This is a genomic window from Streptomyces sp. NPDC008092, assembly GCF_042957285.1.
Classification (GTDB): Bacteria; Actinomycetota; Actinomycetes; order Streptomycetales; family Streptomycetaceae; genus Streptomyces.
Map to the genome: position 1 here is coordinate 397,186 of NZ_JBIBHY010000002.1, position 19,992 is coordinate 417,177.

Annotated in this window: 20 protein-coding genes; 15 read left to right on the top strand and 5 right to left on the bottom strand. The window is 71.7% G+C overall.

Translation table 11 applies throughout. The features are described 5' to 3' along the window. The first annotated feature begins 91 nt into the window (after positions 1 to 91). Genes ACFZB3_RS06685 through ACFZB3_RS06695 form a run of 3 tightly spaced genes read left to right on the top strand, consistent with a single transcriptional unit; the run spans position 92 to position 2,933 of the window. The gene (locus ACFZB3_RS06685; RefSeq protein WP_391370721.1) at positions 92 to 964 is read left to right on the top strand and encodes an acyl-CoA dehydrogenase family protein; all 873 of its coding nucleotides are present in this window, start codon (positions 92 to 94) and stop codon (positions 962 to 964) included. Continuing rightward, entirely contained in the window at positions 961 to 2,118 is a 1,158-nt protein-coding gene (locus ACFZB3_RS06690) for an acyl-CoA dehydrogenase family protein (protein ID WP_391370724.1), read from the top strand. The genes ACFZB3_RS06685 and ACFZB3_RS06690 overlap by 4 nt, the downstream gene beginning before the upstream one ends. 23 nt (positions 2,119 to 2,141) lie before the next feature. Further along, on the top strand, positions 2,142 to 2,933 hold the full coding sequence (locus ACFZB3_RS06695) for an enoyl-CoA hydratase (RefSeq protein WP_391370727.1): 792 nt from the start codon (positions 2,142 to 2,144) through the stop codon (positions 2,931 to 2,933). A 61-nt stretch (positions 2,934 to 2,994) separates the two neighbouring features. Here the strand turns inward: ACFZB3_RS06695 and ACFZB3_RS06700 are convergent, their stop codons facing one another. The 4 genes from ACFZB3_RS06700 to ACFZB3_RS06715 form a co-directional block, all read right to left on the bottom strand. Beyond that, positions 2,995 to 3,951, bottom strand: a complete 957-nt coding sequence (locus ACFZB3_RS06700; protein WP_391370729.1) for a dihydrodipicolinate reductase — start codon at positions 3,949 to 3,951, stop codon at positions 2,995 to 2,997. A 104-nt stretch (positions 3,952 to 4,055) separates the two neighbouring features. Continuing rightward, positions 4,056 to 4,613 carry a carboxymuconolactone decarboxylase family protein gene (locus ACFZB3_RS06705; protein ID WP_391370732.1) on the bottom strand — a complete coding sequence of 186 codons (558 nt, stop codon included), beginning with the start codon at positions 4,611 to 4,613 and terminating at the stop codon, positions 4,056 to 4,058. Then, positions 4,610 to 5,338: a 3-oxoacyl-ACP reductase FabG gene (locus tag ACFZB3_RS06710; RefSeq protein ID WP_391370735.1), complete on the bottom strand. Its 729-nt coding sequence runs from the start codon at positions 5,336 to 5,338 to the stop codon at positions 4,610 to 4,612. The genes ACFZB3_RS06705 and ACFZB3_RS06710 overlap by 4 nt, the downstream gene beginning before the upstream one ends. Further along, positions 5,335 to 6,141 (bottom strand): TauD/TfdA family dioxygenase, encoded by an 807-nt coding sequence (locus ACFZB3_RS06715; protein ID WP_391370738.1) that lies wholly within the window; start codon positions 6,139 to 6,141, stop codon positions 5,335 to 5,337. The genes ACFZB3_RS06710 and ACFZB3_RS06715 overlap by 4 nt, the downstream gene beginning before the upstream one ends. A 142-nt stretch (positions 6,142 to 6,283) precedes the next feature. On the opposite strand from ACFZB3_RS06715, the gene ACFZB3_RS06720 reads away from it, so the two are divergent. From ACFZB3_RS06720 to ACFZB3_RS06770, 11 genes are all read left to right on the top strand, one after another. Beyond that, the gene (locus ACFZB3_RS06720; RefSeq protein WP_391370741.1) at positions 6,284 to 7,015 is read left to right on the top strand and encodes an SDR family oxidoreductase; all 732 of its coding nucleotides are present in this window, start codon (positions 6,284 to 6,286) and stop codon (positions 7,013 to 7,015) included. Continuing rightward, complete coding sequence (locus ACFZB3_RS06725) at positions 7,012 to 8,478, top strand: aldehyde dehydrogenase family protein (protein ID WP_391370744.1); 1,467 nt, start codon at positions 7,012 to 7,014, stop codon at positions 8,476 to 8,478. The genes ACFZB3_RS06720 and ACFZB3_RS06725 overlap by 4 nt, the downstream gene beginning before the upstream one ends. Beyond that, on the top strand, positions 8,475 to 9,680 hold the full coding sequence (locus tag ACFZB3_RS06730; protein ID WP_391370747.1) for a CoA transferase: 1,206 nt from the start codon (positions 8,475 to 8,477) through the stop codon (positions 9,678 to 9,680). Before ACFZB3_RS06725 ends, ACFZB3_RS06730 begins: the two co-directional genes overlap by 4 nt. Before the next feature lie 58 nt (positions 9,681 to 9,738). Further along, the gene (locus tag ACFZB3_RS06735; protein WP_391370750.1) at positions 9,739 to 11,154 is read left to right on the top strand and encodes an ABC transporter substrate-binding protein; all 1,416 of its coding nucleotides are present in this window, start codon (positions 9,739 to 9,741) and stop codon (positions 11,152 to 11,154) included. A gap of 8 nt (positions 11,155 to 11,162) precedes the next feature. After that, positions 11,163 to 11,363, top strand: coding sequence for a ferredoxin (locus ACFZB3_RS06740; protein WP_361282364.1), 201 nt, complete (start codon positions 11,163 to 11,165; stop codon positions 11,361 to 11,363). Positions 11,364 to 11,396: 33 nt separating this feature from the next. After that, positions 11,397 to 12,767 (top strand): cytochrome P450, encoded by a 1,371-nt coding sequence (locus tag ACFZB3_RS06745; protein ID WP_391370754.1) that lies wholly within the window; start codon positions 11,397 to 11,399, stop codon positions 12,765 to 12,767. Further along, the gene (locus ACFZB3_RS06750) at positions 12,764 to 14,440 is read left to right on the top strand and encodes an OB-fold domain-containing protein (protein WP_391370757.1); all 1,677 of its coding nucleotides are present in this window, start codon (positions 12,764 to 12,766) and stop codon (positions 14,438 to 14,440) included. The genes ACFZB3_RS06745 and ACFZB3_RS06750 overlap by 4 nt, the downstream gene beginning before the upstream one ends. A gap of 76 nt (positions 14,441 to 14,516) precedes the next feature. Continuing rightward, positions 14,517 to 15,431, top strand: coding sequence for an alpha/beta fold hydrolase (locus tag ACFZB3_RS06755; RefSeq protein ID WP_391370760.1), 915 nt, complete (start codon positions 14,517 to 14,519; stop codon positions 15,429 to 15,431). Beyond that, the gene (locus ACFZB3_RS06760; protein WP_391370763.1) at positions 15,424 to 15,924 is read left to right on the top strand and encodes a DoxX family membrane protein; all 501 of its coding nucleotides are present in this window, start codon (positions 15,424 to 15,426) and stop codon (positions 15,922 to 15,924) included. Before ACFZB3_RS06755 ends, ACFZB3_RS06760 begins: the two co-directional genes overlap by 8 nt. Before the next feature lie 16 nt (positions 15,925 to 15,940). Beyond that, entirely contained in the window at positions 15,941 to 16,801 is an 861-nt protein-coding gene (locus ACFZB3_RS06765) for an NAD(P)-binding domain-containing protein (protein WP_391370766.1), read from the top strand. A gap of 89 nt (positions 16,802 to 16,890) precedes the next feature. Beyond that, positions 16,891 to 17,484 carry a TetR family transcriptional regulator gene (locus ACFZB3_RS06770; protein WP_391370769.1) on the top strand — a complete coding sequence of 198 codons (594 nt, stop codon included), beginning with the start codon at positions 16,891 to 16,893 and terminating at the stop codon, positions 17,482 to 17,484. Here the strand turns inward: ACFZB3_RS06770 and ACFZB3_RS06775 are convergent. Continuing rightward, on the bottom strand, positions 17,460 to 18,311 hold the full coding sequence (locus ACFZB3_RS06775; protein WP_391370772.1) for an NAD-binding protein: 852 nt from the start codon (positions 18,309 to 18,311) through the stop codon (positions 17,460 to 17,462). The genes ACFZB3_RS06770 and ACFZB3_RS06775 overlap by 25 nt on opposite strands. Before the next feature lie 366 nt (positions 18,312 to 18,677). On the opposite strand from ACFZB3_RS06775, the gene ACFZB3_RS06780 reads away from it, so the two are divergent. Continuing rightward, positions 18,678 to 19,961 carry an SRPBCC family protein gene (locus ACFZB3_RS06780; RefSeq protein WP_391370775.1) on the top strand — a complete coding sequence of 428 codons (1,284 nt, stop codon included), beginning with the start codon at positions 18,678 to 18,680 and terminating at the stop codon, positions 19,959 to 19,961. The last annotated feature ends 31 nt before the right edge of the window (positions 19,962 to 19,992 follow it).

Consider the following 19,992-nt stretch of genomic DNA (forward strand, 5'->3'; position numbering starts at 1 on the left):
TAGCGAGAATGATATTCTCGCGGACCCGGGCTCGCACTCGGGATGCGGCCACCGGGTACGGCCACCGGGTACGGACAGGGCGGAGGCGGGCGTGGAGTTCGAACTCGACGAGGACCAGCAACTGCTGCGGCGCACGGTGCGCGAGACGGTCGCCAAGGTGCGCGGCCGGCCCGAGGACCAGCAGTGGAGCACCTACCGCCGGCTCGGCTGGCTGGAGGCGCCCCCCCTTGAACTCACGCTGATCCTGGAGGAGTTGGGCTATGCGGCCGACCCGACCCCGTTCCTGGCCACGGCCACCTGGTTCGCCCCGCTGACCGGACGGCTCCCGGAGGGGAGCGGCACCGCGGTCTTCGACGGCACCGGGCGGTACGTCCTGGACGCCGACCGCGCCGACGAGGTCGCGCTGCTCACGCCGGACGGCGTGGTCGTCGTACCCGGCGCCGAACTGGCGGCGCGCCGGGTCCCCGTGCTCGACCCGAACCTGCACGTGGCCGAGATCGAGGCCACCGCCCTCACCGGAGTCGGCGCCCTCACCGCGGGCGTGCCCGACCTGGCGCTGACCGGGCTCGCGGCCACCGCGGTCGGCGCCTGCCGCCGGATCCTCGACCTGAGCCTGGAGCATGTGAAGCGGCGGGTGCAGTTCGGCCGTCCGCTCGGCTCCTTCCAGGCCGTCAAGCACAAGGCCGCCGACATGCACGTGGCGATCGAACGGGCCCGCGCCCTGACCCACTTCGCCGCCCTGACCCTCGCGGAGGACGACCCCCGGCGCACCCGGGCCGCCCACATGGCCAAGGCCGCGGCCGGGGAGTGCCAGCGGGTGGTCTTCCGGCACGGGCTGCAGCTCTTCGGAGCCATGGGCTTCACCTGGGAGAACGAACTCCAGTACCACCTGAAGCGAGCCCAGGCCTGCGACCTGCTCCTCGGCACCGCGTCCGCGCACAGGAAGGCTCTGCTGGCCGCATGAGACTCGCCGACGATCCCGAAGTGGCCGCGTTCCGCGCCGAGTTCGCTGCGTTCCTCGACGCCCGCCTGCCCGCCGAGGCCGAGGCGCGGGACCGCTCCCGCTCCAGCGCCCACGTCCCCGACTGGGCGCGCCGCTGGCAGCGCACCCTGTTCGACGAGGGCTGGCTGCTGCCCGGCCGGCCGCCGGAGTTCGGCGGCCGTGACGCCACGCTTCCCCAACAGCTCGCGCATCTGGAGGAGTTGGCGCACCGCAGGATCTACCACAGCTTCAACCCGCAGGGCCTCGGCATCATCGCCGCCTCCCTGATCACCTTCGGTACCGCGGAGCAGAAGCGCCGCTGGGCCGTGCCGATCCTGCGCGCCGAGATCACCGCCGCGCTCGGGATGAGCGAGCCCGAGGCCGGCTCCGACCTGGCCTCCCTGCGTACCCGGGCGGTGCTCGACGGCGACACCTTCACCGTCGACGGGCAGAAGATCTGGACCTCCGGCGCCCACGACGCCGACGTCCTGCTCGCCTTCGTGCGCACCGACCCCGACGCGCCCAGGCACCAGGGGATCAGCGCGCTGCTGATCCCCACGGCCGCCGAGGGGGTCGTACGGCGTCCCTTCGGCTCGATCGCCGCCGAGGACGACCTCGACTTCAACGAGGTGTTCCTCACGGACGTCCGGGTCCCGCGCGAGCACCTCGTCGGCCCGCTGAACGAGGGCTGGCGGGTGGCCAACGGCTCCCTGGGACACGAACGCACCCTGCTGTGGCTGTCGTTCGCCGAACGCCTGGAGGACCTGGTGCAGGACGCGGCCGACGTCGGAGCGGGCGAGGAGTGGTACGCCACCCTGCTCATGGACCTCCAGGCGCTACGGCTGCTCGGCTACCGGCAACTCGGCCCGGACCGGGACCCCGCCGAACTGTCGGTCCTCAAGCTGCTCGGCTCCGAGGCCGTCCAGTCCGCCTCCCTGTACGCCCTGGAGGCCCACGGCGCCGACGCCCTGCCGCATCCCGCCCGCACCGGGCCGTACCACCACATGAACAACGAGGCGTTCGTCTCCAGCTGGTTCGAGCGGTACGCGCGGAGTTTCGCCGGCACCATCGCGGGCGGCACCAGCGAGATCCAGCGCAACATCGTCGCCGAGCGCATCCTCGGCCTGCCGCGCTAGAGGACGGACAGAGGACCCCAGCCATGGACCAGATCCTGTACGACGCCGAGGACGGCATCGCGACGATCACCCTCAACCGGCCGGAGGCCGCCAACGCCCAGACCATGGCCCTCCTCGACGACCTCGACGCCGCCTGGATGCGCGCGGCCCGGGACGAGGCGGTGAAGGTGGTCGTGCTCAGGGCGAACGGCCGGCACTTCTCCGCCGGCCACGACCTGAAGGACCGCTGGCCGGGCCCCGGCGAGATCACCCTGGAGTGGATCTACGCCGCCGAGACGCGCCGGTACCTCGAATACTCGCTGAAGTGGCGCAACATCCCGAAGCCCACCATCGCGGCCGTCCAGGGCAAGTGCATCGCGGCCGGCCTGATGCTGTGCTGGCCGTGCGACCTGATCGTGGCCGCGGAGAACGCGGAGTTCTCCGACCCGGTGGTCCACATGGGCATCGGCGGCGTCGAGTACCACGGCCACACCTGGGAGCTGGGGCCCCGGAAGGCCAAGGAGATCCTCTTCACCGGCCGCCCGCTGACCGCGCACGAGGCCGAACAGGTCGGCATGGTCAACAGGGTCGTACCGCTTTCCGAACTCGGCCCGGCGACGGACGAGTTGGCCCGGCGGATAGCGCGGATGCCGTCGTTCGGCCTGCGCCAGGCCAAGCGCGCCGTCAACCAGACCCTCGACGTCCAGGGCTTCTACGCCGCCCTCCAGTCCGTCTTCGACATCCACCAGACCGGGCACGGCAACGCCCTGAGCGTGGACGGATATCCGATCCTGACCCGGCTGGACGAGATGAAGGACCGGCTCAGGCAGGGCTGAACGGGCTCTGGCAGGGCTGGACGGGAGGGGACCGCGGTTCCCTCCCGCGCCGGGCCCCGGCTCAGCCGAGCTCCGCGGTGAACAGGGGCAGGTCCACGGTCGTCCGGATGCCGGGCGCGGCCGCGCACACGGCGGGGACGGCGTTGACCGCCCGGTGCGCGGTGTATCCGGGGGAGACGGCCGCCAGCTGGTCCAGCGGCACCGGGAACCGCATGTCGACGTCGAGGGGTGTGTCGCCGTCGACCGTGAGGTGCCAGCCGGTGGGACGCAGGTCCCAGTCCGCGTCCAGGTCCGTGGTGCAGTACCAGGTCGCGTCGAACTCCAGCAGCGTGCGGCCGCCGTGCCGGCCGGTCAGGGTGATCCGCTGTGCGGCCACCGTCCCCGCGTCCAGCACCCCGGCGGCGATGGCGGTCGTGCGCGCGGCGGTGGCGATCCGGCCCCGGGCCTCGACGGATTCGAGGGGCAGGCCCAGGGCGTCGGCCACCAGCCGCAGCGACGGCCCGAAACCCGACCGGACGTGGGCCAGGCGGCCCTCGTCGAACGCCGCACCGGCCGGTGCCGCCCCGAACCCCATCACGTCGAAGAGCAGCCCCGGTGAGTTCCGGCGCGACAGATCGGCGTACTCGTGGACGGTCAGCTTGTCGAGGCGTCGTTGCACGGAGGCAAGGACGAGGGGTACGGCCTCGGTGATGAACCCCGGACTGCTGCCAGTGGCGTGCAGCGACGTGCCGCCCCGCTCACAGGCCTCCTCGACCCGGTGCCTCAGCGCGGGATCCAGGCCGGGCGGATGATGGAAACCGCCCGCGGTGGTCACCACGTTCGCACCGGACGCCAGCAGGGCGCACAGCTCGTCGTGGTCGGTCGTGCGGGGCATGTAGAGCACGCAGTCGGCGCCCAGTGCGAGTATCTCGTCGCGGTCGCAGGTGGTGACGACCCCGGTCGGGCCGCTTCCGCACAGCTCGCCGGCGTCCCGCCCGGCCTTGTCCGGATCCGTGACGTACACACCGGCCAGAGCCATGCGCGGATGGCCGGCGACGGCACGGAGCGAGCGCGCACCGATGTTCCCGGTGGCCCACTGGACGACCCGCAGGCGCTGCTCAGGATGCCGGGGATGCCCCGGCCTCACCCTTCGCCCGCCGTCCCGGCGCCGTCGATCCCGGCGTCGTCCATCCCGCCGTCGTCCATCCCCGCATCCGGCTCCACGCCGAAGGTGTTGTACGCCATGGCCTGCAGGCGGTAGGCGCCGACGACGAACACGAACTCCATCAGCTGCGGCTCGTCCAGTTCCTTCGCCAGCTCCGCGTACACCGCGTCCGACAGCGAGGACGCGGTGTCGAGTTCGTCCACCGCCCGGTTCACCAGGGTGGCCACGCCCCGGCGTACTCCGTCGACCTCCTCGTCCGTGACACCGGCCTCCCGGGCCAGCAACAGGTGGTGCGCCCACTCGTAGCGGCAGCGGTTGCGCCAGGCGACGCGGAGGACCGCCAGCTCCCGGATCCGGGCGGGCAGCGTGCCGCGGTGGACCAGCTGCGTACTGAACGTCAGGAAGGCCCTGGCCAGGCGCGGATGGTTCAGCAGGAGGCCGAGGGCGTTGGACGGCGGGACGGTCCGGCCGCCCGTGAGCGGCCGCAGGGCCTCGGTGTCCCAGTCCTCGTACGGTATCGGCGGCAGCCTCGTCATGTGTTGCGGCCCCCGTTCACGCCGATGATCTGGCCGGTGATGTAGCCGGCCTCCTCGCTCACCAGGAAGGAGCAGGTCGCGGCGATGTCCTCGGGGCGGCCCACGCGGCGGACGGGGGTGCGGGCGATGTGGTCCTCGACGGTGCCGCCGAGGCGCTGCTCGCGCTCCGCGGTGCGCAGCATCGGGGTGTCGACGAAGCCGGGCGGCACCGCGTTGACGGTGATGCCCCGCGGGCCCAGCTCCAGCGCGAGGGACTTGGTGAGCCCGTTCACCGCGGACTTCGCGGCGACGTAGTGTGCCATGAAGGGCTGGCCGGAGTGGGTGCTGGAGGAGGAGATGTTCACGATCCGGCCCCAGCGGCCCTCCCACATGTCCGGCAGCGCCGACTGCACGCAGTGGAAGACGCCGTTGAGGTTGATGTCGACGACCCGCTGCCAGTCGGCGAAGGGCAGGTCGCCGAAGCGCGTGAAGCCGTCCTTGCCGGCCGCGTTGACCAGTACGGAGACGGGGCCGAGACGCTCGCGCACCGCGTCCATCGCCTTGTCGACCTGGGGCCGGTCGGTGACGTCGACGGTGAGCCCGTAGGCCTCCGGCGCCGGGACGAGGTCCAGTACGGCGACCTTCAGCCCGTCGGCCGCGAGCCGGCGGGCCACGGCCAGGCCGATGCCGGAGGCGCCGCCCGTGACGACCGCGGTCCGGGCCGGGACCGGGGCTGTCGCGGTCATGCGAACGCCTCGTCGCCCACGACGGTGGTCCGGTGCAGCAGCCGCTCGGAACTCTCGTCGTACGGCAGCGCCCGGTGCAGGATCCCGGTGTTGTCCCACACCACCAGGTCGCCGACCTCCCAGTCGTGGGTGTAGCGGAACCGCTCCTGGGTGGCCCAGTCGAGCAGGTCGTCCAGGAGGGCGCGGCTCTCCTCGGGGTCCATTCCGACCACGTGGTCCGCGGTGGCGCCGGCGACGAGGGAGCGGCGGCCGTCCCGGCGCCGCCACACCAGGGACATCTCGTGGGCCGGCTGCGTGCGCCAGCCCGCCAGCTCCTCGGGGGTGGGGTCCGGGGTCACCAGCCGCTGCGCCGCCTCGAAGGTGTGCACCACCCGCAGGGTCTCGTAGCGTTCGCGGTCCTTGACCGGCAGGTTCTCGTACGCGGCGTAGGTGCTGGCGAAGTCCGTGCCCCCGCCGGTCGTGGCGACGTGCCGGGCGGTGAGCGTGGTCGCCTTGACCGGAACGTCGTCACTGGTGCCGTCGAGGTGCCAGAAGAAGGCGCCCTTGAGGTACTTGGCGCTCGCGCTCTTCTCCGGGTTGATCGAGATGGGGAAGATCTCCTGGCCGCGCAGCGCGACCACCTCGCCGAGCCGGCGGCTGAACGCCAGCTGCCGCTCGTCGTCGAGGTGCAGACCGCGCACGACCAGCACACCGCGCCACTTGAGCGCCTCGACGCAGCGATGCACGAAGGTGTCGTCGAGCGGGTCCGTGACGCCCGTGAACTCCACGCCGAGCGACGGGCGTACGGCCTTCGAGTCGATCATGAAAACTCCCCTTTCGTTTGCGAGAACCTTATTCTCGTAAGGGTGGGGCGGGAAGTGAAGAGCATGAGATTCTCGTGTTCGAGTCCTTGATTCGCTCAAAGTGAGAATGTAGTTTCCAGCCCAACCGAGCAAGGAGGCTGGGATGCGCTTGCAGAACAGGGTGGTGATCGTCACCGGGGCCGGCCAGGGCATCGGTGAGGGATATGCCAGGGCACTGGCCGCCGAGGGCGCGCGGGTCGTGGTGGCGGACCTGAACGAGGAGCAGGGCGAGCGCGTCGCCAAGGACATCGGCGACGCGCTCTTCGTCGCGGTCGACGTGGCCGACCCCTCCTCCGCCGAGCAGCTCGCCGCCACCGTGATGGGCGAGTACGGCAGGATCGACCACCTCGTCAACAACGCGGCGATCTTCCACGGCATGCGTCGCGAGGGCGTCGTCACCGTCGACTACGACTACCTGGACCGGTTCCTCAAGGTGAACCTGCTCGGCGCCCTGCACGTCACCCGCGCCGTGCTGCCGCACCTGAAGGAGGGCGCGGCGATCGTCAACCAGTCCTCCACCGCCGCCTGGCAGGCCACCGGCTTCTACGGGCTCGCCAAGGCGGGCGTCAACCACCTCACCGTCTCGCTGGCCTCCGAACTCGGCCCGCGCGGCATCCGCGTCAACGCCATCGCGCCCGGCCCCACGGACACCGAGGCGACCCGCAGCATCATCCCGGAGGCGCACCGCTCGGCCATGGTGCAGTCCTTCCCCCTCAAGCGCCTGGGGACCCCGGCGGACCAGGCGGGCGCACTGCTGTTCCTGCTCTCCGACGACGCGGCCTGGGTCACCGGCCAGATCCTCGCCGTGGACGGCGGATCGCTGGTGCGGCTGTGAGCGCGCCCGCCGGCAGGTCCCAGCTGATCGACGGCAAACTCGTCACCGCCGACAGCACGTTCCCCACCTACAACCCCGCCACCGGTGAACTCCTCGGCCACGCCCCCGACGCCACCACCGCCAACGCCCAGGCCGCCGTGGCCGCCGCCCGCCGCGCCTTCGACACCACCGGCTGGTCCACGGACCGCGACCTGCGGCTGCGCTGCCTCCGCCAGCTCCACCAGGCCCTCGACGAGCACCGCGAGGAACTGCGCGAACTGACCATCGCCGAGGTCGGCGCCCCACGCCAGCTCACCCACGGCCCGCAGCTCGACGAGCCCATCGGCACAGTGAAGTTCTACGCCGACCTGCTGGAGGGTTACGCGTTCTCCGAGGACCTCGGCGAGATCGAGTCGCGCGGCCAGCGCCACCACCGCTGGGTCGAGAAGGAGGCGGCCGGCGTCGTCGCCGCGATCCTGCCGTACAACTACCCCAACCAGCTCGCCCTCGCCAAGATCGCCCCCGCCCTCGCCGCGGGCTGCACCGTCGTCCTCAAGGGCGCCCCGCAGACCCCGCTCACCACCCTCGCCCTCGGTGAACTCATCGCCGAGCACACGGACATACCGCCCGGCGTGATCAACGTGCTCAGCTCCGCCCGCCCCGAGGTCGGCGAGCAGCTCACCACCCACCCCGACGTCGACGTGGTCACCTTCACCGGCGCCACCGCCACCGGCCGCCGGATCATGGCCGCGGCCGCCGACTCCGTCAAGCGGGTCTTCCTCGAACTCGGCGGCAAGTCGGCCATGATCGTCCTGGACGACGCCGACTTCGTGAAGGCGGGCATGTTCGCCGCGTTCACCATCTGCTCCCACTCCGGCCAGGGCTGCGCGCTCACCTCACGGCTGCTCGTACCGCGCGAACACCACGACCGCATCGTGCAGTTGGTGGCCGCGGGCATGGCACGCGTGAACGTCGGCGACCCGACCGACCCCAAGACCACCATGGGCCCGCTGATCAGCGAGCAGCAGCGCGACAAGGTCGACGGCCTGGTGCGCCGGGCCGTCGAGGCGGGCGCGACCCTCGTCCGCGGCGGCAACCGCATCGACCCCGGCTACTTCTACGAACCGACCCTCCTGGCCGGCGTCGACCCGGACAGCGAGATCGCCCAGGAGGAGGTCTTCGGCCCGGTCCTCGCCGTGATCCCCTTCGACGACGAGGAGGACGCGGTCCGGATCGCCAACAACTCCCGCTACGGCCTGTCCGGCGCCGTGCACAGCGCCGACGAGCAGCGCGCGATCCGGCTCGCCCGGCGCATCCGTACCGGCACCTTCTCCATCAACGGCGGCAACTACTTCGCGCCCGACGTGCCCTTCGGCGGCTACAAGCAGTCCGGGGTCGGCCGGGAGAGCGGCCGCTCGGGATTCGAGGAGTTCCTGGAGGAGAAGTCCTTCGCCCGGGTCGTCGTGCCCGAGGAGCAGGGATGAGGCCTCTGGAGGGCATCCGGGTCCTCGAAGTCGCCATGTACGGCTTCGTGCCCTCGGCCGGGGCCGTGCTCGCCGACTGGGGCGCGGACGTCGTCAAGGTCGAGCACGCCGTGAACGGCGACCCGCAGCGCGGACTGCGCCAGACCGGCACCTTCCGGGTCGAGGGCGACCCCAACCCCAACGTCGCGCACGCCAACCGCGGCAAACGGTCCATCGGCCTCGACATCGCACGCTCCGAGGGCCGCGAGGTGCTGTACGAACTGGCCAAGGACGCCGACGTATTCCTCACCAGTTTTCTGCCCGCCTCCCGGGCCCGCCTCGGCATCGACGTCGACGACATCCGTGCCGTCAACCCCCGCATCGTGTACGCCCGGGGGAGCGCTCTCGGGCCGCGCGGCCCCGAAGCGGACAAGGGCGGCTACGACATGACCGCCTTCTGGGCCCGCGCCGGCACCGCCGCCAGCATCACCCCGCCCGGCACCGAAGGCCTGATCAGCCCGCCCGGACCGGCCTACGGCGACACCGTCTCCGGCACCAACCTGGCCGGCGGCATCGCGGCCGCCCTGCTGCGCCGCGAGCGCACCGGGGAGGCGGCGGAGGTGGACGTCTCCCTGCTCGGCAGCGGCCTGTGGGCGATGGGCCACGCCATCGGACTCTCGCTGCACCTGGCACGGGCCTGGGAAGGCGTACGCCCCAGCGCCCACGGTTCGCCCAGCAACCCGCTCTCCGGCCTCTACCGGACGGCCGACGACCGCTACGTCTCCTTCGTCATGCTCCAGCCGGCGAGGTTCTGGCCGGGCGTCTGCCGCTGCCTGGGGCGGCCGGACCTCGCCGGGGACCCCCGGTTCGCGACCGGCGAGGCCCTCGCCGGGCACACCGAGGAGGCGGTGAAGATCCTCCGGGAGATCATCGCCGGCGGCACCCTCGCCGAGTGGTCCGAGCGGTTCGCCGCCCTGGACGGGCCCTGGGCCCCCGTCCAGGACACCCTCCAGGCCGCCGCCGACCCGCAGGCCCGCGCCAACGGCTACCTCGGACCGGCCGGCGACCTCGAACTCGTCGCCAGCCCTGTCCAGTTCGACGTCGAGGACATCCCCCTCGGCCCCGCACCGGAGTTCGCCGCGCAGACCGAGGAGATCCTCGCCGAGCTCGGCTACGACTGGGACCGCATCCTCGCCCTGAAGGCGAGCGGCACGGTCACCTGACCCCGCACCTTTCGTACCTCCCTCGGACGACGGCGTCCGAGCCCTTCGAGGAGGCACCATGCGCAGGCTGCTGATCGGCGCGGTCACCGTGACCGCGGTGCTGCTGGCCGGCTGTTCCACGCGCTCCGACGACACCACCGGCTCCGGCGCCGCGCACAACGCGAGCCCCACCGCGAGCGGATCGGGTTCATCCAGCGCCGACTTCGGCACGCTGAAGGACGTGTGCGGTCCCGGCACCGCCGAGTCCTCCACCGCCAAGTCCTCCACCGCCGAGTCCGCCCCCTCCCAGGGCGTCACCGCCGACCGGATCCAGGTGGGCGTGATGTCCGACGTCGGCTTCACCAAGAACTCCGAATTCGTGGACGCCGCGAAGGTGTTCACCTCGTGGTGCAACGACGCGGGCGGTATCAATGGCCGCAAGCTCGTCCCCGTCACCCGCGACACCAAGCTGACCGAGGTCCGCCAGCGCGTCCTGGAGGCCTGCAAGGCGGACTTCGCGCTCGTCGGCGGCGGCTCCGCACTGGACAGCCTCGGCGTGCAGGACCGGCTCAAGTGCCTGCTGCCCAACTTCCCCGGCCAGTCCAGCCAGATCGGTGCCATCGGCTCCGACCTCCAGGTGATGGCCTCCCAGCCCGTCGCCGGGTACTTCCAGTACGCCGGCTACTACACCTGGCTGCTCAAGGACAAGTACCCGGACTCGGCGAAGAAGGTCGGCATCATCGCCGGTGACTCGCCCGTCACCAAGGTGATGGCCGCCCAGTTCAAGGAGGCCGTGGCCGGCCTCGGCGGGACCGTCTCGTACAGCGACCTCTACCCCGCGGCCGGCGTCTCCGACTGGACGCCGTACGCCCAGTCGATCAAGAACAAGGGCGTCAGGGGCCTGGTCTTCCTCGGCGACTTTGCCTCCCTGGCCAAACTGGAACAGGCCCTCACCGCCATCGGCTACACCCCCGACTGGATCGACGCCAACAGCAACGCCTACGGCCCGGCCTTCCTCCAACTCGCCGGCACCGCCCTGGCCAAGCAGCACAACTACGCCGAACTGTTCGCCACCGCGCCGCTGGAGAGCGCCGCCACCAACCCGGCCACCCAGCAGGTCATCGACCTCTACAAGAAGTACGCGCCGGACAAGCAGGTCACCTATCCGGCCCTGCGCGCCTTCTCCGCCTGGCTGCTGTTCGCCACGGCGGCCCGCGACTGCGCCACCCTCACCCGCACCTGCGTGTACGGCAACGCGGCGAAGAACACCGACTGGACGGCCGGCGGTCTGCAGGCCCCCTTCGACCTCACCTCGAAGCAGCCGACCAAGTGCTACTCCGTCGTCGAGGCGACCGCCAAGGGCTGGCAGGCGGCCGACTTCCAGCCGGACCAGGGCGCCTACCGCTGCGACGCCCCCGTCTACAAGTACCAGGCCGACTACGGCAAGCCGGCCACGCTCGCGAGCGTCGGCAAGTCGATGGCCGACCTGAAATGAAACCGGAGATGAGTCACGTGAAGGTACGCGTCGACCCGGAGCGCTGCCAGGGCCACACCCTGTGCGCCATGCGGGCGCCGAAGGTCTTCGAACTGAGCGAGATCGACGGGCATTCCTCACCGGTCACCGAGGACGTCCCCGCCGACCAGGAGGACGCGGTGGTCGAGGCCGTCCGCTCCTGCCCCGAACGCGCCATCAGCGTGTTCTGAGCCGCACCCGGCGGACCGAGAGGAAGCCACCCCATGACCACCGCACCGGACGACACCGGCGACGAGGCCCGCAAACAGCCCCGGGTCCACTTCGACCGGCACGCCCCCGAGTACCGGCACCACTTCGAGGAGAAGACCCAGGAGTTCCACTCCGGCTGCCCGCTGGCCTGGTCCGACACCTACGGCGGCCACTGGGTCGCCGCCGGCAACCGCGAACTGCTCGCCTTCGCCCGGGCCGGCGAGCAGCTCTCCAACGACCACGACGTGCACGGCGAGCGCCGCGGCTACCAGGGCATCAACATCCCCGCCCCGGCCCGCGGCAGGGGCATCCGCGGCGGCTTCCTGGAGATGGACCCGCCCGAGCAGCGTGCCTACCGGGGCGCCCTCAACCCCTATCTCTCCCCGGCGGCGATCAAGCGCTGGATCCCCTTCATCGACGAGGTGACCCGGGCCTGCCTCGACGAACGGATCGAGAGCGGCCGGATCGACTTCGTCGACGACCTCGCCAACATCGTCCCCGCCGTGTTCACGCTCGCCATGATGGGCATCCCGCTGAAGAAGTGGGAGCTGTACAACGAACCCGCGCACGCGGGCGTCTACACCCCACCCAACTCGCCCGAGATGGCGCGGGTGGTGCAGGCCCACATGGCCATGCTCAAGGACATCGGCGCCACCCTCCAGGAGGTCCGGGCGAACCCGCGCCCCGGCCTCGTCGACGCCCTCGTCCGCATGGAGTTCGACGGCAAGACCCCGGCGGAGGGGGACCTGGTCGGCGCCCTCGCCCTGCTCATCGGCGGCGGCTTCGACACCACGACCGCCCTGACCGCGCACGCCCTGGAGTGGCTCTCCCAGCACCCGGCCGAACGCGAGCGCCTCAGCCTCGAACGGGACACCCTCCTCGACACGGCCACCGAGGAGTTCCTGCGCTACTTCACCCCGGCGCCCGGAGACGGCCGTACGGTCGCCGAGGACTGCGAGATCTCGGGCAAGCAGTTCAAGGAGGGCGACCGGCTGTGGCTGTCCTGGGCGATGGCCAACCGCGACCCGGCGGTCTTCGCCGACCCCGACACCGTCGACCTCGCCCGCGGCGGCAACCGGCACACCGCCTTCGGCCTCGGCATCCACCGGTGCATCGGTTCCAACGTGGCCCGTGCGGTCTTCAAGCGGATGCTGCTCCATGTCCTCGACCGGCTACCGGACTTCGTCTGCGACCCCGAGGGCACGGTCCACTACGAGACCATCGGCGTCATCCAGGGCATGCGCCGGCTCCCCGCCACCTTCACACCGGGCCGACGGCTCGGCCCCGGCCTGGCGGAGACCCTGGAGACCCTCCAACGTGCCTGCGACGAACAGGGGTTGGCGGAACCGGTGACGATACGCAAGGCGGAGGCGAAGCTCCGTTGAGCACGCCCGGCGAGAAGCCCGGAGCCGTCCGGCCCCGGCCCGTGACCGCCCCGGAGAGCGAGTTCTTCTGGACGTCCGGCCGCGACGGACGGCTCCGCTTCCGCACCTGCGGCTCCTGCGCGTCCCTGATCCACCCACCGCAGCCCGTCTGCCGGTACTGCCGGGGCCGCACCGGCGGCCTCCGCGAGGTCTCCGGCCGCGCCACGCTCATCGGCTACACGGTCAACCACCGCTTCCCCTTCCCTGGCCTGCCCACCCCGTTCGTCGTCGCCCAGGTGGCGATCGAGGAGGACCCACGGGTCCGGCTGACCACCAACGTCGTCGGCTGCACCCCGGAGGAACTGCGGCTGGGCATGCGCATGGAGGCCGTGTTCGAGCAGGCCGACGACGTCTGGCTGCCGCTGTTCCGGCCGTGCGCCGAGCAACCCCCGCCCGCACCGCTGCCCACCGACGAACCCGCACCCGAGCGCATGCGCGAACACGTCCGTACGGCACCCGTCCCCCGCAGGTTCGAGGAGCGCGCGGTCATCAGCGGCGCCGGAGCCTCCCGCATCGGCCGCCGCCTCATGGTCCCGCCCCTCGAACTCACGGTGGAAGCCTGCGAGAAGGCCGTCGCCGACGCCGGACTCACCTTCGACGACATCGACGGCCTCGCCACCTACCCGGGCGGCGGTGCCTACGGCGGCTTCGCCGAGGGCGGCATCACGGCCCTGGAGTCGGCACTCGGCATCCACCCCGTCTGGCACAACGGCGCGGGGGAGACCTTCGGCCCCGGCGGCTCGCTGATCGCCTCGATGCTGGCGGTCGCGGGCGGCCTGGCCCGGCACGTGCTGTGCTTCCGCACGGTCTGGGAGTCGACGTACGCCGAACTGCTGAAGCAGGGCAGCATCCGGGCGGCTCAACCCGTCGGCCCCGAAGGCTGGTTCAAGCCGTTCGGCGCCGTCTCCCCGGCGATGATGCTCGCGATGAACGCCCAGCGGCACATGCACCGCTACGGCACCACCCGCGAGACCCTCGGCCGGATCACCCTCAACCAGCGCGCCAACGCCGCCCGCCACCCCGACGCGATCTACCGCGACCCGCTCACCATGGACGACTACCTCTCCGCGCGCACCGTCACCACCCCCTTCGGCCTGTACGACTGCGACGTCCCCTGCGACGCCGCCACGGCCGTCGTCGTCTCCGCCGCCGAGACCGCCGCCGACCTTCCCAGGCCCCCGGTCCGCTTCGAGGCCGTCGGGACGCAGATCCTCGAACGCCCCGAGTGGGACCAGTCCACCCTCACCCACGAACCCCAGGTGCTCGGCCAGGCCGCCCACCTGTGGACCCGTACCGAGCTGCGCCCCGCCGACGTGGACGTGGCCCTCCTCTACGACGGATTCACCTTCAACTGCCTTTCCTGGATCGAGGCGCTCGGCTTCTGCGGCATCGGTGAGGCCCGGGACTTCCTGGACGGCGGCAAGAACATCGCCCCCGACGGGGTACTGCCCCTCAACCCGCACGGCGGCCAGCTCTCGCACGGCCGCACGCACGGCATGGGCCTGGTGCACGAGGCGGTGCTCCAGCTGCGCGGCGAGGCCGAAGCCCGCCAGGTCGTCGGCGCCCGCACCGCGGTGGTCTCCAGCGGCGGGCTCACCCCCAGCGGCGTACTCCTGCTCAGGACGGACGGATGAACTCCACGACGGACGGATGAACTCCACGACCGATGGACGAACTCCAGGACCGACGGATGAACTACAGGACGGTCGGATGACCTCGCTCGAACCCGAACTCGCCCACGCCGTAAGGCCGCTGGTGGCCGACGTCCACGGCGTGCCCGCCTCCGGACTGCTGGCCGAGGTGCCGAACCCGCGGGCCGTGATCGTGGCCCTGCACGGGGGCGCCACCACCTCCGCCTACTTCGACCATCCTGGCCACCCCCGGCTCTCCCTCCTGCGCACCGCGGCCGCCGCGGGCTTCACCGTCCTGGCCCTGGACCGCCCCGGCTACGGCAGTTCGGCCGGACACGAGGACCGGATGGGCACTCCCGAGCAGCGCACCGACTTCGCCTACGAGGCTGTGGCCGCGCTGCTGGACGGCCTGGAGCGCGGCCTCGGCGTGTTCCTCTGGGCGCACTCGGCGGGCTGTGAACTGGCCGTCCGCATGGCGAGCGACCGGCGGGGCGCGGACCTGCTCGGCGTGGAGCTGGCCGGGATGGGGCGCGTCCACCACCCCCGTTCGGTGCGGGCGATGGAGGAGTGGCGCCGCGACCCGACGCGCACCCGGCCCAACCTCCGCCGCGCGCTGTGGGATCCCCCGCACGCCTACCCGCCCGACGTGTACGGCGGCCGGCACATCGGCTCCGCCTCGCCCGCCTACGAGGGCCACCGGGAGCGCTGGCAGGAGGAGTTCGCCCGGCTCTCGGCACAGGTGCCGGTGCCCGTCCACATCACCCTCGCCGAGTACGAGCAGGTGTGGGCCAACGGCCCCGAGGGGCTCGCGGACCTCGCCTCGATGTTCACCCGGTCGCCCCGTGTCGTCGTGCACGAGCAGGCGGGCGCCGGCCACAACACCAGCGTGGGCCGCACCGCCCCCGCCTACCATCTGCACGTCCTCGCCTTCGTGGAGGAGTGCGCGCTCGGCGTCCGGGCGCTGCCCGCAGAGAGGCGGTACCGGGATGGGTGAGGCCCCGGACGCGGCGCTGCTCGCCGTGCGGCTGGAGCTGGGCGCGGTCATGGTGGCGCACGGCTGGAACCACTGGCGCGGTCCGGGCGGGATCGACGGCACCGCGGGCTGGTTCGGCGGCCTCGGTCTGACCCGGCCCCGGCTGCAGGCCCGGCTGAGCGTCCTCACCGAACTCGGAGCGGGCGCCCTGCTCGCGCTCGGCCTGCTGACCCCGCTCGCCTGCGCGGCCGTGCTGTCGGTGACGCTGGTCGCCGGACTGCTCGCCCACCGGCCGCACGGCTTCTTCGTGTTCAGGGAAGGCTACGAGTACGTCCTCGTCCTCGGCACGCTCGCGGTCGCGCTCGGCGCCTGGGGACCGGGGAAGTACGCACTCGACAGGGCGGTGGACATCACGCTCACCGGATGGACGGGGGCCGGTGTCGTGCTAGGGGTGGGTGTGGTGGCCACCGCCGGACTGCTGGCGGTGTTCTGGCGCCCGCGGAAGACGACCTGACGTGAGGAGGGCACCCATGCGTGTGGGCTTCATCGGACTGGGCAGCCAGGGCGGGCCCATGGCCCGGCGGATCGCCGGTGCGGGACACGAGACGACCCTGTGGGCCCGCAGACCCGCCACGCTCGCCCCGTTCGCCGACAGCGGCGCCAGGACGGCCGGTTCGCCCGCCGAACTGGCCGCCGCGAGCGACCTGGTGTGCCTGTGCGTCGTCGACGACGCCGACGTCGAGCAGGTGGTCACCGGCCCGGACGGGGTCCTCGCCGGGCTGCGCCGGGGCGGGGTGATCGCCGTCCACTCCACCGTGCACCCCGACACCTGCCGGCGGCTGGCCGAGGTGGCCCGGGCCTCCGGTGTCTCCCTCCTCGACGCGCCGGTCAGCGGGGGCGGCCGGGCCGCCGAGCAGGGCACCCTGGTGGTCATGGCGGGCGGCGATCCGCAGGTCTTCGCCTACTGCCGGCCGGTGTTCGAGACGTACGGCGACCCCGTCGTCCACCTCGGCCCCACCGGCTCCGGACAACTCGCGAAGCTCCTCAACAACGTGCTGTTCACCGCCCAGTTGGGGCTCGCAGCCGATGCGCTCGGGGCGGGTGCCGACCTCGGTCTGGACCGGGCCGCGCTGTCCCGGGTCCTGCCCCGCGGGAGCGCGGCCAGCTTCGCGCTGGACCGGGTGGCCGACGCGGGCGGCACCCTCGACCGCATCGGCGCCCACGCGGGCGGGCTGCTCGCCAAGGACGTCCGGCTGTTCGCCGACATCGCGGACACGGCCGGTGCCGACGCGGCGGCGACACTCCGGGGAGCGGCGCTCGCCGCCCTGGCCGCGATGGGGAGACGAGAGGAACCGCACGGGGAAGCGAGAGCAACGGCGACGGGGAAATGAGGGGAGTGCCGGACGCCCTCTCGCCCTTCCGCGCCGCGCCTGCATAGTGTGGGCGGGCACCTCTCCAACGGCGGAAGGGGCCCCACGTGGTGTCCGCGAGGCGTCAGCAGATCCTGGAAGCGGCCCTGGAGGTCTTCGCCGAACGCGGGTTCAAAGGCACCTCGATCGACTCGGTGGCCGAGCGCGCCGGACTCACCCGGCAGGGCGTGCTGCACTACTTCCCCAGCAAGAAGAGGCTGCTCCTCGACCTCCTCGACTTCCGCGAACAGCTCAACCGGGAGCACCTCGCGGGCCGCAGGCTGGGGGAGGACTGGGCCGGCGACTTCGCCGAGGCCGTGGCGTTCGAACTGCACCATCCCTCGCTCGCCACGGTGCAGACCGTGGTCCTCGCCGAGGCCGTCACGGGTCAGGAACCGGCCTGCGGCTACGTCCGCGAACGCAGCCGGTCCCTCCAGGAGCACCTGACCGCGCATCTGGTCGAGCGGTACGGGGAGCGGCTGCCCAGCGGCCTGGAGCCGCGGACCGCGGCCGCCGCCGTCCTGGCCCTCATCGAAGGCGTCCACCAGCTGTGGCTCGTCGACCAGGACGCCGAGCGCTACCCCGGGATCGTGCGCGAGGCGCTGTCCGTGCTGCTCGGCACCGACAGCACCCCGGAACCTCAACTCCCGCTGACGAACGGATAGATGCGGGTGAAGTCCACGCCCGGCTCGGCGGTGGCGAACGCCTCCCACAGTGCCTCCGTGACGGCGGCGAGTGCCGCGGGCCCGTCCGTCTCGTCCACCTCGCGCAGGTACAGCCGCAGGTCCTTGGCCATCAGCGAGTTGCTGAACCCCGAGGCGTAGCGACCGGTCAGCACCTCCTGCGGGAACTTGTCGAGCGTGGCCCCGCTGCGACCGCTGGACGCGTTGAGCACGTCCAGCAGCACACCCAGGTCCAGTCCGGCGGCCCGCGCGAAGGCCACGGCCTCGCTGGCCGCCGCCAGCGCGCTCGCCGACAGGAAGTTGTTGGCGAGCTTCAACGCCTGCGCCTGCCCGGGGCGGTCGCCGACCCTGCGCCTGCGGTCGCTCAGCCCCGCGAGCACCGGCTCGACGCGCGCGCAGTCCTCGTCGGAGCCGGCGTACATGACCATCAGGGTGCGTTTCCGCGCCCCTGCCACTCCGCCCGAAACGGGCGCGTCGACGTACGACAGTCCGGTGGCGGCCAGATGACGGGCGGCAGCGACTCCGACCGTGGAGGTGTCCACGACGTGGGTGACGCGGCGGTCCCTCGTGGCCAGGAGGTCCCCCACCACACTCCCGCAGGCCGTGCCGTCCGGCAGGCTCAGCACCACCGTGCCGACGGCTCGCGCCACCTCCGCCGGGCTCGGTGCCCAGCGGGCGCCGTCCGGGGTCCGGGCCGGACCGGCGGCGTCGTACGCCACCACCTCGAAGCCGCCGCGCACCAGGTTCGTCGCCAGCGCCCCGCCCATGTTGCCCAGCCCGATGAAGCCCACCGCCCGGCTCCCGCTCACCCCGCCTCCCGCGCGGCCCGCACCTGGCGCAGGATCCCCGAAGCCTCGTTCCCGGCCGGCGCGCCCCAGTAGGCGGCCCGCTGCGCTGCTTCGTCGTACATCCCTCATCCCCTCGCCTCGTCGTACATCAGCCATCCCCTCCGTGGTCAGCCAAGGCCGGCGCTGACGGTCTTGAGCTGCGCCTGCTCGTACCGGGCCGCCAGGCCCTTCGCCCGGCCGCGGCCGCTGTTCCGGTAGCCGCCGGACGGCGACCAGGACCGGTCCTGACCCGACCATAGGTTCCATATGCAGAATACGGAAACGCTATTCTCCAAATCAGAGACGATTGTTATCGTGGGGCTGTCAACCGACCGGAGGTTCCCACTCATGGCGCACTTCCCGAAGCCCGCCGAGGGCAGCTGGACCGAGCACTTCAAGATCGGTACGGAGCCGGTCTCCTACGCGGACTCGATCTCACCGGAGTTCTACGAACGGGAGCGGGACGCCATCTTCCGGCGCACCTGGCTGAACGTTGGGCGGGTCGAACAACTGCCCCGCAAGGGCAGCTACTTCACCAAGGAGCTGGACGCGGCCCGCGCCTCCGTCGTCGTGGTGCGCGGCACCGACGGCGAGGTGCGCGCCTTCCACAACGTCTGCCGCCACCGCGGCAACAAGCTGGTGTGGGACGACTACCCCCGCGAGGAGACCAAAGGCACCTGCCGTGCCTTCACCTGCAAGTACCACGCCTGGCGCTACGATCTGGAGGGCAGACTCGCCTTCGTCCAGCAGGAGTCGGAGTTCTTCGGCGTCGACAAGTCGAAGTACGGGCTGCTGGCCGTGCAGACCGAGGTCTGGGAAGGCTTCGTCTTCGTCAACCTCGACCCCGACAACACCACTCCACTACGGGACTACCTCGGCCGGTTCGCCCGCGGCATCGAGGGCTACCCCTTCCACAAGCTCACCCAGGTGCACAGGTACCGCGCCGAGATCGGCAGCAACTGGAAGCTGTTCATCGACGCGTTCGCCGAGTTCTACCACGCGCCGATCCTGCACTCCGGCCAGTACGTCTCCGAAGAGGCCGCCAAGATCAAGAAGTACGGCTACGAGGCACTGTCGTACGACATCGACGGCCCGCACAGCATGGTCTCCTCCTGGGGCGGCATCGCCCCGCCCAAGGAGCGGGCGATGGTCAAGCCCGTCGAACGGGCCCTGCGCAGCGGCCTGTTCGGACCCTGGGAGGCTCCCGACATCGGCCTGACCACGGAGCAGCTGCCTCCCGCGATCAACCCCACCCGCAGCAAGGTCTGGGGCATGGACTCCTTCGTCTTCTTCCCCAACTTCATGCTGCTCGTCTGGCGGCCGAACTGGGTGCTGACCTACCACTACTGGCCGACCTCCTACAACACCCACATCTTCGAGGGCACCTGCTACTTCGTCCCGCCCGAGAACGCCTTCCAGCGCCTCCAGCAGGAACTCGCGGTGGTGTCCTTCAAGGAGTACGGCCTCCAGGACGGCAACACCCTGGAGGCCACCCAGACCATGCTGGAGTCGCGCACCGTGGACGGGTTCCCGCTCTGCGACCAGGAGGTCCTGCTGCGCCATCTGCACGCCACCGCACAGCGGTTCGTGCGCACTCACGAGCAGCCGGCGGCACCGGCCCCCGCGTCCTGAGACGTCCACCGAGCAGACAGGGAGAGTGCAG

Bases quoted from the DNA above. Each gene is read 5' to 3' on its own strand.
- ACFZB3_RS06740 (WP_361282364.1), top strand. From the start codon at position 11,163: ATGAGTCACGTGAAGGTACGCGTCGACCCGGAGCGCTGCCAGGGCCAC.
- ACFZB3_RS06735 (WP_391370750.1), top strand. From the start codon at position 9,739: ATGCGCAGGCTGCTGATCGGCGCGGTCACCGTGACCGCGGTGCTGCTG.
- ACFZB3_RS06745 (WP_391370754.1), top strand. From the start codon at position 11,397: ATGACCACCGCACCGGACGACACCGGCGACGAGGCCCGCAAACAGCCC.
- ACFZB3_RS06700 (WP_391370729.1), bottom strand. From the start codon at position 3,951: ATGGCTCTGGCCGGTGTGTACGTCACGGATCCGGACAAGGCCGGGCGG.
- ACFZB3_RS06765 (WP_391370766.1), top strand. From the start codon at position 15,941: ATGCGTGTGGGCTTCATCGGACTGGGCAGCCAGGGCGGGCCCATGGCC.
- ACFZB3_RS06690 (WP_391370724.1), top strand. From the start codon at position 961: ATGAGACTCGCCGACGATCCCGAAGTGGCCGCGTTCCGCGCCGAGTTC.
- ACFZB3_RS06760 (WP_391370763.1), top strand. From the start codon at position 15,424: ATGGGTGAGGCCCCGGACGCGGCGCTGCTCGCCGTGCGGCTGGAGCTG.
- ACFZB3_RS06720 (WP_391370741.1), top strand. From the start codon at position 6,284: ATGCGCTTGCAGAACAGGGTGGTGATCGTCACCGGGGCCGGCCAGGGC.
- ACFZB3_RS06715 (WP_391370738.1), bottom strand. From the start codon at position 6,141: ATGATCGACTCGAAGGCCGTACGCCCGTCGCTCGGCGTGGAGTTCACG.
- ACFZB3_RS06730 (WP_391370747.1), top strand. From the start codon at position 8,475: ATGAGGCCTCTGGAGGGCATCCGGGTCCTCGAAGTCGCCATGTACGGC.
- ACFZB3_RS06710 (WP_391370735.1), bottom strand. From the start codon at position 5,338: ATGACCGCGACAGCCCCGGTCCCGGCCCGGACCGCGGTCGTCACGGGC.
- ACFZB3_RS06780 (WP_391370775.1), top strand. From the start codon at position 18,678: ATGGCGCACTTCCCGAAGCCCGCCGAGGGCAGCTGGACCGAGCACTTC.
- ACFZB3_RS06705 (WP_391370732.1), bottom strand. From the start codon at position 4,613: ATGACGAGGCTGCCGCCGATACCGTACGAGGACTGGGACACCGAGGCC.
- ACFZB3_RS06755 (WP_391370760.1), top strand. From the start codon at position 14,517: ATGACCTCGCTCGAACCCGAACTCGCCCACGCCGTAAGGCCGCTGGTG.
- ACFZB3_RS06695 (WP_391370727.1), top strand. From the start codon at position 2,142: ATGGACCAGATCCTGTACGACGCCGAGGACGGCATCGCGACGATCACC.